At 43.9% G+C, this 12,597-nt stretch carries 12 protein-coding genes; 6 read left to right on the plus strand and 6 right to left on the minus strand.

The window, feature by feature from the left end:
• Positions 1-748: Hsp70 family protein (locus RMO55_RS08595; protein ID WP_310425801.1), on the minus strand; the 748-nt coding region annotated here is incomplete at its 3' end.
• Between the two features lie 246 nt (positions 749-994).
• On the opposite strand from RMO55_RS08595, the gene RMO55_RS08600 reads away from it, so the two are divergent.
• Together RMO55_RS08600 and RMO55_RS08605 are read left to right on the plus strand one after the other, a co-directional pair.
• A complete protein-coding gene (locus RMO55_RS08600) occupies positions 995-1,822 on the plus strand; it encodes a DUF3598 family protein (RefSeq protein WP_310425803.1) in 828 nt (275 codons plus the stop codon).
• A gap of 241 nt (positions 1,823-2,063) precedes the next feature.
• A complete protein-coding gene (locus RMO55_RS08605; RefSeq protein ID WP_310425805.1) occupies positions 2,064-3,296 on the plus strand; it encodes an MFS transporter in 1,233 nt (410 codons plus the stop codon).
• A 42-nt stretch (positions 3,297-3,338) separates the two neighbouring features.
• On the opposite strand, the gene RMO55_RS08610 is transcribed toward RMO55_RS08605, so the two are convergent.
• From RMO55_RS08610 to RMO55_RS08620, 3 genes are all read right to left on the minus strand, one after another.
• Positions 3,339-4,343 (minus strand): isochorismatase, encoded by a 1,005-nt coding sequence (locus tag RMO55_RS08610; protein ID WP_310425806.1) that lies wholly within the window; start codon positions 4,341-4,343, stop codon positions 3,339-3,341.
• A 161-nt stretch (positions 4,344-4,504) separates the two neighbouring features.
• Positions 4,505-5,101: a thioredoxin family protein gene (locus RMO55_RS08615; RefSeq protein ID WP_310425807.1), complete on the minus strand. Its 597-nt coding sequence runs from the start codon at positions 5,099-5,101 to the stop codon at positions 4,505-4,507.
• Positions 5,102-5,191: 90 nt separating this feature from the next.
• Positions 5,192-6,274: a DMT family transporter gene (locus tag RMO55_RS08620; RefSeq protein WP_396134229.1), complete on the minus strand. Its 1,083-nt coding sequence runs from the start codon at positions 6,272-6,274 to the stop codon at positions 5,192-5,194.
• A 340-nt stretch (positions 6,275-6,614) separates the two neighbouring features.
• Between RMO55_RS08620 and RMO55_RS08625 the strand changes: the two genes are divergently transcribed.
• The 4 genes from RMO55_RS08625 (at position 6,615) to RMO55_RS08640 (ending at position 11,550) form a co-directional block, all read left to right on the plus strand.
• Entirely contained in the window at positions 6,615-8,036 is a 1,422-nt protein-coding gene (locus RMO55_RS08625; RefSeq protein ID WP_310425811.1) for an ATP-binding protein, read from the plus strand.
• Between the two features lie 49 nt (positions 8,037-8,085).
• A complete protein-coding gene (locus RMO55_RS08630; RefSeq protein WP_310425812.1) occupies positions 8,086-9,318 on the plus strand; it encodes an ATP-binding protein in 1,233 nt (410 codons plus the stop codon).
• A gap of 208 nt (positions 9,319-9,526) precedes the next feature.
• Positions 9,527-10,498, plus strand: coding sequence for a DNA cytosine methyltransferase (locus tag RMO55_RS08635; protein ID WP_310425814.1), 972 nt, complete (start codon positions 9,527-9,529; stop codon positions 10,496-10,498).
• A complete protein-coding gene (locus RMO55_RS08640) occupies positions 10,495-11,550 on the plus strand; it encodes a HaeII family restriction endonuclease (RefSeq protein ID WP_310425815.1) in 1,056 nt (351 codons plus the stop codon). Before RMO55_RS08635 ends, RMO55_RS08640 begins: the two co-directional genes overlap by 4 nt.
• Positions 11,551-11,574: 24 nt before the next feature.
• Here the strand turns inward: RMO55_RS08640 and RMO55_RS08645 are convergent, their stop codons facing one another.
• Complete coding sequence (locus tag RMO55_RS08645) at positions 11,575-12,252, minus strand: response regulator transcription factor (protein ID WP_310425816.1); 678 nt, start codon at positions 12,250-12,252, stop codon at positions 11,575-11,577.
• A 59-nt stretch (positions 12,253-12,311) separates the two neighbouring features.
• Positions 12,312-12,597 (minus strand): DUF4079 domain-containing protein (locus RMO55_RS08650; protein ID WP_310425817.1); only part of this gene is annotated, 286 nt, incomplete at its 5' end.

Consider the following 12,597-nt stretch of genomic DNA (forward strand, 5'->3'; position numbering starts at 1 on the left):
GCGCCAACTCCTGCGCTACCCAATTATCGATATCCGCCCCCTCCAAATTTTGCCCAGCTTTGGCGATTACCCGCGCCAACTGGGGCTGTTGAGTTGCCGCTTCGAGAGATTTGTCCCCCCACTTCAATAAGAAGCCCAGGGGCGTTTTTCCCTGCTGTACTTGCTTTGTCAACTGTACGAGCGACAAATCCAGCGTTCCCCCACCAAAATCGACGACAAGCAATGTCTCTGCTGCTGTCATTCCATATCCCAACGCCGCCGCTGTCGGCTCATCGATCAGTCGCACTTGCTCGACGGGGAGAGTCGCACATACCCCACTCAACCAGCGACGATACACCTCAAAACTATCCACAGGAACCGTTAGTACTAGCGACTCGCCGACATCTAGCGACTGTTTCAATTGCTTGATGATTCCCGTCAGAAATAATTCCCCCACCCGCTCGAATGTCATCGATACCCCATCCAATTCAGGTAAAAATCCCTGGATATCTGCGCCAATCCCCCGCTTAAAGCCGCGAAAGTACCGATTATCGCCTTGGAGATCTAGTCCTCGATCGCGTACCATTTGACCAATTAGAGCTAGATCTGTACTCCCATCCTCTACATATACCAAACTGGGAATCAACGCTGGATTCATCCCACCTACGAGGGATAATCCTGGTAATGTCACCGTTTCGGCTGTTTGTGTCGCTGCATTCCAACGGCTGATGACGGTATTACTAGTCCCAAAGTCGATCGCAATTGCCATAGAGGGTGGTGTGAAGATTCTAACTATTTACCCTACCACGACAGACATTTTACTTGAGGTGCGGAAGGCGCGAAATATCTTCCCAGAATAAAGAAGATTATAATTATTCATAGTACTAAGCGGTGCAAGTTACAGGACTATTCCCGAATCCTGATTTCCGAATCCCGACAACAAAATAGCTTGATTTACGCCGCTTAGTACTAGTCATGGATTTTTGGATGTTGCGTAAATCGATCGTGGGTATGTATGGAAATTAACTGGGGAAATTTTCTCAAGAATCTCGGAGAATGGGAAGGATCGTTTACTCAAGTTGCGATCGATGGAGAATTGCTTAGTTCTACAGCATCCATCCTAACACTCGAAGGGTTAGAAGATAACCAATTGGTGCAGTTGAGATTGCGCCGCTTTGCCAATAATATCACCGAACAACCGACAGCCGATTTCACCCAAGAATACCGTTCTCTGGGCAGACAATTAGTCTTTTTTGACACGGGTGCTTTTTCTAAAGGTTCGCTCCAAGTGGCTCCCTTTGCCGAATTTGGTGCGGAATATGGATTTGTAGCTGGCAATCGTCGAGCGAGATTGGTACAATTATTCGATCTCCAGGGATCTTTTTCGAGTCTGACGCTGATTCAGGAAATTCGCAGTGGTACGGATGCGATAATGCGCCCTGCGCTAACGGTAGAACAGTTATTGGGTAAATGGGAAGGAACCGCATTTACTGTCTACTCAGACTGGAAACCGTCGGAGACGAATGTGGTGAGTTTGGAGATTAACCAAGTTAACGGCTCTTTGCACCAACAATTATCTTTTGGTAGTCACAGGATTTCTTCAACGGCGCGGATTGAGGGGAATCAGCTTCACTTTGAGGAAGGAGTCACGCCCAGGCGGGTGTTATTATTGCCAGATGGGGTTTCTAGCAATATACCTTTACAAATCAGTCACCGACAGCCGTTTTTCGTCGAGGCGGGGTGGCTATTGTCTGACAATGAACGTCAGCGATTGATTCGTAGTTACAATGACAAGGGAGAATGGATTAGTTCGACTCATGCGATCGAACATCGAGTGGGGTAAAGTAGGCGGATATTTACTCGATCTTGCACCGATAAGTCTATTTGAGTTGTTGCATAGATCTTTACCCCACCCCAGCCCACCCCATGTAAAGGGGAGGGGGCAAAATACCCCCATTCTGAGGGAGATTGTGGGTAACACCATCTCAATCGAAGCTAGTCTCGACTCTCTCCCACACTTGCAAGAGGGTTGGAGATTAGACAAATCTATTCAAAGTTTTTCTCACAAAAACCCCAATCTCCAAATGAAAACTTTGAATCAACTCGAACCGCAACAGCGGCAAGATTTGCTCGTGTTATTTATCACGGGTTTATTATTTTGGACGAGTATCGCAGTTCTATTACCGACACTACCTGCATATCTAGATAAGATCGGGATCGATCGACAACAAATTGGTTTCATTATCGGTGCTTTTGCGATCGGGTTATTAGCAACCCGTCCGATTGTTGGTAAATTAGCCGATACCAGAGGGCGTAAGTTCGTATTATTGATTGGTGCTGCGGTTGTCGCGATCGCCCCATTGGGTTATCTGACTGTTACTTCAATTCCTTTGTTGATGGTAATTCGGGCCTTTCATGGGATTAGTATTGCTGCTTTCGCGACTGCTTATAGTGCCTTAGTTGTAGATTTGGCTCCGCCCAAACAACGGGGCGAAATCATCGGTTTAATGAGCCTGACTAATCCTTTAGGTGTCGCAATTGGTCCAGCAATCGGCGGTTATTTGCAAGTCGGGGGATTTTATAGTGAGATCTTTTGGATTTCGGTAATTGCTGGTGCAATCTCATTTGGATCGGCAATCAGATTGCACGAACCACGAAATAAAATTGAGCACCAGGAAATCGAGCCATTAGCCAAGATTTCGATGTGGAAAATATTAACTAATCCAGCTCTAGGTATTCCCGCTTTAATATTGTTACTAATTGGCTTTCCTTTCGGTGCAATTCACACGTTTTTACCTTTATATATCAACACTATTCATATTGATTTCAATCCTGGTTTATTCTATACGATCGCGGCGATGGCTAGCTTCAGTGCTAGATCCTTAATGGGGAGCAGATCCGATCGATATGGACGCGGGATATTTATCGCAGGAAGTCTCTGCTGTTACACTGGTGGCGTTGCTTGTTTGGCTACCGCGAACAGCGAGCTAAGTTTTATCTTCGGTGCAATTTTAGAAGGATTGGGGAGCGGAACTTTGATTCCAATGACTGTCGCTTTGGTATCCGATCGATCTTTACCTCATCAGCGAGGGCAGGTATTATCAATATGTCTGACTGGTTTAGATCTGGGCATTGCGATCGCTGCACCTGTATTTGGGATATTTGCCACAGACTTAGGCTATCCAGGTATTTTCACAATCGGTACGGTGATGGCGGCTAGTGCGATTGTGGTATTTTTAATTTGGGGCAATCGGACTTTAAGACATTCTATCGGCTTTTGTTTAGCACGCGATCGAGATGTTTATCGGCTTGGATAGTGAATAGTGAATTTTGGGATGAAAGCGTCCCAAAATTCAAAATCATAATAACAAATCGTCTGTTGACTTAATCATATTCATTCCCGCATCTGCAAACCGTTGATAAGCAGCATTAGCTTGCTCTGTATAGTCAACCACCCCAGGAATTACCACTGGAGAAGTACAATCGCATAATAGATAAACCTTCCGCGCTAATTGTGGGTCGATCGCGTTAATTTCTGTCAATAGATCGTTAATAGTCCAAGCAACACAATGACTCTGTGCTTGTCCAGCGATAATCAACTTATCTGATGATAATAAATGTTGAATTAAACTATCGTTTTTACTTGCAATTCGATCGCCAAATTGGTTTGTAAAAACCTCTGGAGCCAAAGCCGAGTAATTTTCCGTCAAAGTTCGATCGCCCTTAATCGAAAAACTCGCCTGACTAGTTCGTGCAACCCCATGAAAAAAGATCGCCTCCTCTACTGCGGGCACTAAAGCATGACCGATACCGCCTAACATAGCATGATACGGCCAAATGATGAGTGGATATTTGCCCCCATCGCTCAACTGCTGTACATAATGCAGCGCATATGCTTGAAGCTGTTCTGGTGACTCATCACCAAATTCAGGATTAACGCGCCATTTCCCCGCTTCCACATCCTCAGGCGTAATTATCGTCACTACTGGAATCGGGTGTTCGCCATCGGCATTAATCCAAAAAATCGGATGGAAGATCTGATGCAGATGGTGAGTATCCAGTGTTGCAATAATTTGGTCGATTTTACCTAAATTACGGTAGATAAACTCACATAGCCTGACATTATCCTCGATCGCCCCGCGCCCACTTCGACCCCCTACAAATAGCTCGAAATCAGGCAAGCAGAAGGTATTCTGGACATCGATTAGCAATAGCCTGACATTAGTCTGTCCCTGAGCTGTGGGGAGAAGTTGATGTTGTTGCGCCCACGATCTGGCTGCACTCGATCGATCTTGATAAGGTACCCGCCAAATTTCGCCGACTCTAGCTGGCTGGAAATGTTGGGGTATAGGTAGCTGGGTCATATATAGTAAATATAAAATTAAATAATAAATTTATTATAGTAACTATTACTATATATAACAACCCGTATAATTACTGATGTTTCCCTAACCAGAGTATCAACGAGTTAATCTTGGGTGAGGGCAGGTTCGCATGAAGGTTGTCGTTAGTGAGGAAATTTCATTCATGCTGCTCGCCCCAATAATTGCCGAATTTTCGCCTCAGTTTCATCGTAGGCTCCTTCACCGATATGGTCATAACGAATGATGCCCTGACGATCTGCTAAAAATAAATGCGGCCAATATTCATTTTTATATGCTTTCCAAGTTTGAAAGTTATTATCTACGCCGACGGGGTAAGTAATCCCGTATTTAGTCATCGCCCGACGAATATTTTTACTATCTCGCTCGAAGGCAAACTCTGGCGTGTGAATACCAATTGTTTGTAAGCCTTGAGCGGCATACTTTTTGTGCCAACTGGTAACGTATGGCAATGTCCGTTGACAATTGATACAACCTAATGTCCAGATTTGGACTAAGACAACTTTGCCGAGTAAATCTTTGGTGGTGACTGGTGATGATGAATTCATCCACTCGCTAATTCCTTGGAATTCTGGTAATTGATTCTGCGATCTGGCGATTGATTCAGGCGTAATAATCTTGGATTCAGGTGTGACGATTGGTGATGTCGATGGACGACTAGCGAAACTAGCTGCTTGCCAGCCAAGTGTTCCCAATCCCAAGTAAGTTATGAATTTCCGTCGTTGTAAAGAGGAAGGCATAATTTTTAATTAATTAGGTTGATATCCTGAATACAAATTAAACTGATAATTAGATTCAATATCCAGTTGTTTATTCACGATCGAATCGAATTATATTCCTTTAAAACCCATTCTCCCTTCGATTTCCTGTTCGGTTCCCGTAGAGTTAATACCAATACTTTTGAGCCGCTCGGTTCTGGCATTAACTCCCACTTGACCTAAAAATAAACCGATTAAAATTACCACCCCGCCGATGTATTGAGCCTGAGTAGGAATTTCGCCCAAAATTAAATAAGCGGCTAAAATCCCGACGATCGGCGCAAAAGAACCAATTAGTGACGCAGTAGCGATCGAAGAATTCCGAAAGCCCATATTCCATAATGATTGTCCGATCACGACAATTACCGTCCCATACAACAACATCCACTGCCATAGAAATGGTGACAATACATCCATAAAATGTCCAATTCCAAACATCCATAATGCCAAGCCAAAATAGACGATCGTCCCCAATCCCGTTCTCACCGTGTTATTGATGCCTAATGGCACATTGGCGAGATACTTTTTGACGACGATCGTCGCCACCGATAGGCAGATTGCCCCCGACACAGCCATTAATTCCCCCAACCCAACTTGAAATCCAGCTACTGGAGTCATGTTCGTTCGATCGGTTTGCAGGACGATTACCTCCGGTAGGCTAAGAGCCAACGTTAGTACCACCCCAGTAAAAGCAACGATCGATCCTAGTACTTCCCACCGATTCAACCGTTCCCCCAACAGCCAAATCGATAATACCAGCGTCAATGGCGGCTCTAATCGACCGAGCAGCAACACATTTGTAACTGGAGTTAATGACAATGCTTGAAAAATCCAGCCTGGAGCCAGTGCGCCGGATAAGATCGCCACGATCGCTAAACCAATCCATTCCCGCCCCGATATTTGGCTCCAGGTATTCCGATTCCACTGGTGGCGGTGAATTGCGACTAACACCAGCAACGCACAGAGATTTCCGGTAAATAGGACATTGCAGTAAGAAATTGGATTGTGCCCATCTACGAAATGCTGGGCACCGATTTCGGTGATTTTCCGCGTGACGGCACTGGAAGAGCCGAAGATCGGGATCGCCAACCACAAATAGATGTAGCCAGGGATGCGTGAGGTTAATTTCGTCAGTTGTTGGGGTAAAGAAGGCATCGTGGGGGAATAACGGCATCGACTAGATGAGATGCAGGTATAGACCGATTTTAAACTCACAACCTGAGTTTCCCCTGAGAAAACGATTAATAATTTGGTAGTTGCCATAACCCAAACGGCTTCGATCGATCTGATGGCTTAAAATTCCCCTCCCAAGAGGGGATTTGTTAGTGGGAGTATTAATAACTAGGATCGATCGGATGAGATTTTACTAGTTTGTATTGAGTTTCTCAGCAAAAATTAATCTCTTACTAGGACTCATATCATGTCGATCGCAAGTCTTTAGATTACAGTAAATAAATATGATGCTCAAATCTTTTGCAGCAACGCCGATTTTTCAATGCAAGCTATCGCCAAACTCAAGGAGACGATCCGCCAAGTCAAACAACGGCATCTCGATCCGACTTCACTCCAGTTTCGCCTGACTCTCGAAGTCTCACTACTATCGATTCTGGGCTTGAGCAGCGTTGCTGCATGGACGAGTTGGAAAATGCAGCAGCTTTTGATTACCACTCATACCCAGAATGTCGAATATATTGCGACTCGGTTTCCTCGCGATGTCGAACTCTATAGCGAGATGTTACCAGTTGCTGAGGGGCTGCAAAAAACGATCGATAATGTCTCAGTACCTGGATTGGCAATTTGGTTTAAAAGTACCGATGGTACGATGACTCTGGCTAAATCCAGCGAGGTGACAGCCGAATTGATGTCTAGCGGCGATATGCCTCTCAAACCCCAAGTTTACCAAGTCGGCGATCGATCGATGATTTTGTATCGTGGGGCGGTAACGGCGCATAATCAACCGCTGGGTAGTGTTTATATGGCGCAGGATATCACAGCAGAGCAACGTCAATTAATTGCCGCGATTCAAGGCTTAACCGCTGTTTGCATTTTAGCAACCATCCTCACGATCCTGGCGATCGCCATGCGAATTCGGCGATCGCTCCAACCGTTGCAAGAGATGAGTCGGATGGCGGGGGCAATTTCAGCAGCAGATCTTAGTAATGCCCAATTGCAACTCAACAATGCGCCGACGGAAGTGAAGGAATTAGCCCAAACTTTTAATATGATGTTGTCGCGGCTGGGTGATGCTTGGGAACAACAGCGGCAGTTTATCGGCAATATTTCCCATGAGTTACGCACGCCATTAACGGTGGTATCGGGCTATTTACAGAGCTTATTACGGCGGAGTAATAACCTCAACGATTATCAACGCGAAGCTTTAGAAACGGCAGGTGCAGAAGCCGATCGCACCATCAAATTGCTTCAAGATTTATTGGATTTAGCACGGGCAGATAGTGGTTATACTCGCTATCATTTAGAACCATTACTATTGAATGAACTGGTGTCAGAAGTAGCCGATCTGAATAAAAGTTTGGGCGATCGATCTATTCGAGTTGATGCCAAAGAAAATGTTGAAGCAGTTGTCGATCGCGATCGATTGAAACAGGTATTAATTAATCTCTTGGATAATGCGATTAAATATTCAGGAGTAGAACAACCGATCGATTTGACGATCGAACGGATCGATAAACAGGCAGTAATTCGGGTACGCGATCGCGGGATTGGTATTCCCCTGCAAGATCTGGGGCGGATTTTTGAACGCTTTTATCGAGTTGATGAAGATCGCGCCCGCACGACTGGCGGACATGGCTTGGGGCTAGCGATCGCCAAAACCTTGGTAGAAGGAATGGGTGGTAAAATTACGGTGCGATCGACAGTCGGTGAAGGCAGCGAATTTTCGCTCATCTTCCCGAAATAACAGAGAATATTAACGATCGAAAGATCGATTGTTTTGGAGAGCATAAATCGTGGTAGATCGAGTGTTAGTTGAATTGATGATAATCGCGATTGACAGGCTTCAGGCGGAAATCTTAGAACGTGAAAAATCACAGCAAATCCTCAGATCGATCGTCGAAGGTACGGTTTCAGTGACTGGTAAAGATTTCTTTCGATCGCTAGTCCGTTCCTTGGCGCAAGCTCTAGGAGTACGCTACGCCTTTATCAGCGAATGTCTGGATACGCCACCCACCCGCGTTCGCAGTTTTGCATTTTGGCAAGGAAATGAATTTGGCGAAGAGTTTGAATACGATTTACAGGGCACACCCTGCGAAAGAATTATCGGTAGTAACAGCTATCAATGCTTTCCCACTCAGATTCAAACCCTATTTCCTGAGGAAAAAGATGAATTTGAGGCAATGGAAGCACAAAGCTATGCCGGAATCCCATTACTAACTTCGACGGGCGAATTATTGGGGCATCTAGCAGTTCTAGATGATAAGTCGATGGAGACAACTGAGCGCAATCAGGCAATTTTGGAAATTTTTGCAGCAAGAGCGGCGGCAGAAATGGAACGTTTGCAAATCGAAAAAGCGTTGGTCAGACTAGCCGAAATTGGCGAATTAGCAGCCACGATCGTCCATGAGGTACGAAATCCTCTAACGACGATTATGATGGGCTTAAACGCCTTTAAAAAGCTGCAACTTACCGATCGATTTCAAGAATATCTGAACCTATCTTTAGATGAAGCCGATCGCTTGGAACGCTTACTGAGTCAGATTTTACTCTATTCTCGACCCCAAACACTCGATCGATCTAAGATCGAGCTAAACAGCTTCATTGTCGAAACGTTAAATATCTTGCAAACTATCCCTGTAGCTGCGGGAAAACATCTAAATTTTAGTGCGAATAATTCACCCGTAAATATTTTAGCCGATCGAGATAAATTGAAGCAGGTATTAATTAACTTAGTCACCAATGCTTGTGAAGCAGTAAGCACAGGTGATGCGATCTCAATTAGCCTCCAACAGAGTAAAAATCGGCGAATTTGCATCCAAATTCATAATGGTGGTGTGCCGATTCCTGTTGACATTTTACCACAACTAACTAAGCCTTTTTTCACAACTAAAGCCAGTGGCACCGGATTGGGTTTAGCGATCGTCAAGCGCATTGTCGAAGCTCACGATGGCGAGTTGGGGATTGAGTCGGGAGAGGGGGGTTCGATCGTCACAGTCCAATTGCCACTGGTGGCGTATATTTGGTGAATCAACCCTGTACAATGTCTGAAACCAGTGTTGTTAAAAGTACTCACCCTTCGAGATCTCCTAATTTCCCCTGAAATCCTTTATTATGGGCATTAATACAAAACTTGTCGGAATAAAAATGATTTATCATCGACAAGACATTTTGTCAATTTAGTGGTATACACTATCCCGATTGAATGTTATTTTCTTTCCGAGCATTAGTTCAGGCATGACCATTAAAATAATCGATCTATTTGCTGGCATCGGCGGCATCAGACTTGGGTTTGAAGCTCATGGGTGTGAGTGTGTCTTTTCTTCTGAATGGGATGCTGATGCACAAAAAATGTATGAAGCTAACTATGGAGATCGACCTCATGGGGATATTACCCAAATTATGCCTGAAGATATTCCCGATCATGACATCTTACTTGGGGGCTTTCCTTGTCAGCCTTTTAGTATTATCGGAAAATCTCTTGGGTTTGCTGATACAAGAGGAACCTTGTTTTTCAATATAGAAGAAATTCTCACAGTAAAGAAGCCCTATGCCTTCATGCTAGAGAATGTTAAACAGCTTAGATCTCACGATCGAGGTCAGACTTTACTTGTGATCCAAGAAAAGCTTGAAGCATTAGGCTATTTCGTTCATCTGAAAGTTTTAAATGCCTTGGATTTTGGTCTGCCACAGAAAAGAGAGCGGATAATTATTGTTGGCTTTAAAGAGAATATAAAATTCAGTTTTCCTACTCCGTTAGGGTACCATCAAACATTATCACAAATTTTAGAATCCGATGATGCGATCGATCCATCATACTTTGCAGCCGAAAAGATCGTATCTAATCGCTTAGAAAAAGTAAAAAAAGCATACTTAATTCCATCTATTTGGCATGAAAACAAGGGTGGGAATATATCTGCCTTACCCTATTCCTGTGCATTAAGAGCAGGTGCCTCTTATAACTATCTTTTGGTGAATGGCAAAAGGCGTTTAACTTCCAGGGAAATGCTGAGATTACAAGGCTTTCCAGATAACTTTAAAATTGTTGTTAGCTATCAGGCAATGAGAAAACTAACTGGAAATAGTGTGGCAGTACCAGTCATCAAAGCTGTTGCTGCTAAAATGATAGAGGCAATTCAGAACCGCCAGCTAATCAAGATAAATAGAGAGCATAAACAACTAAGCATTTTAGAAGCGATCGAAGTATGAATTTGGAAGAAGCAAAAGCTGCCTTAGATAGGATTATAAAAATAAGTCGAGTGCATTTATATAAGCCTATCCAGATTGCCGAAATACTCCATCGAGATCGAGTCAATCAAGACATAGACTTAACAAATATTAATACATATCGGAATACATCTAAAGCTTGGCGAGATCTAATAACTGATCGTTTTGTTGGTCGAAGTAGCTCATCCTCGGCAGAGTATCAAGAAGTCCTTTTTACTAAAGCTATGCCACCTCAGACTTTGGCAATTTTGGGTGAAGAGAATAGATTAAAAGGTGGAATTATTGAAGCATATATTTATCGCCGATTTGCAGAACGATTTACTCAACTGTCATCCGCATTACAATATTACGATCGCCACGATTTGACAAATTTTGAAGTTCAAGACTTTATCAATCTGTTCTGGAATGAGCCAGGGCTGCGTAGGAGTATTGATAAAGTTTATGAAATAATAGTCTATTCGTTGTTTTCGATCTTAGTTGAGGCTCTAGAAGTTACTATTACCATCAGTATCAATCGAGATAAGGTGGGTTTATTAGAAGAATTTGCAGATTTTGCTGAAATGGTTATTGGTCTTACTCCAGACAGGCACTTATTAAATTTACCAGCTAGGATTTACAGAGTTGGCGTAACAAATGCTGCGGATCGTGGATTAGATATGTATGCCAACTTTGGGATGGCGATCCAAATTAAGCACCTTTCATTAACCCCCGAATTAGCAGAAAATATTGTCGGTTCAGTAACCGCAGATAGGATCGTAATTGTATGCCGAGACAGCGAACAAGCCTTAATTGTGTCATTGCTCAATCAAATTGGCTGGAAAGCTAAAATACAGAGTATCATTACTGAAAGCGATCTCACAAAATGGTATGAGAAAGCTTTGCGCGGCTCATTCGCTATAGATATTGGTAATCGAGTTTTGCTAACTTTAAAAGAGCAAATTATTGCTGAATTCCCTGCTTCCGACAATAAGGACTTTGCTGAGTTTTATGAGGGTCGTAACTATAATTTATTAACAGACGATCTTTGGATTTAGTCGGATCTAATTTCGATCGATATACTACTCCCGCAAAGAATAACCGACACCGCGTGCAGTATGAATCAATCGTTTCTCACTGTCCTGCTCTAACTTCAACCGCAGATAGCGAACGTAGACCTCAATAATATTTGAGTCTCCCAGAAAATCATAACCCCAAATATTTTCGAGGATTTGATCTCTGGTAAATACCTGACGCGGATGACTCATTAGGTATTGCAGCAGATCGAACTCTTTGGCGGTTAGATCGATCGATCTTTGCCCCCGATGGACTTCACGAGTACGGCGATTGAGGCTCAAATCCTCAAACTGCAACATATCTGTATCCGGATCTTGCGTGCGCCGCAGATGAGCGCGGATTCTGGCTAATAGCTCCTCAATGCTAAACGGTTTGACCAAATAATCATCGGCTCCAGCATCTAAACCTGTTACTCGATCTCCCACTTCATCTTTAGCCGTCAGCAAAATCACCGGAATCTTAATTCCCGTCGATCGCAGTCGCCGACAAAGTTCTACCCCAGTCAGCCCTGGCATCATCCAATCGAGAATCGCTAAATCTGGCTCTGACTCTCGCGCCAAGGATAATCCCGACATCCCATCATGTGCCACACTGACGCGATAACCTTCACTTTGCAATTCCAATTCGATAAATCGGGCGAGTTTGATTTCATCTTCAACCAGCAGGATATGTTGTGCTGTCATCTGTTTTTTCCTCAATCGCGTGCGTGGTGCCCATTCCCTAATTATCCGTGCTTGGGCGGTTATTTGGGCATTTTCAGATCTGGAGCTGACTGAACAGTGCAGGGCTTTTTGTCACATTGCTGCTCGTAGAGTTTTTGGACATGGGGCTTCTGCCAGACAGGGGGAATTTCTAGGAGTGACTTAGCTCCAGTAAAAGCTTGCCCGACGAACAGGAGCAATGCGATCGAATTTAAAACAATATGAATATTTCGCCACCGATGAGTACGATCCTGATAGATCTCTCTAACGATCGCTAGAGAAAAAATCATCAGTAGTGCCGCAACAATCCCGTAATAGTAATGAGAA

Origin of the sequence: Chamaesiphon sp. VAR_48_metabat_135_sub (assembly GCF_031418915.1) — a bacterium.
In the GTDB taxonomy this organism is placed as follows: domain Bacteria; phylum Cyanobacteriota; class Cyanobacteriia; order Cyanobacteriales; family Chamaesiphonaceae; genus Chamaesiphon.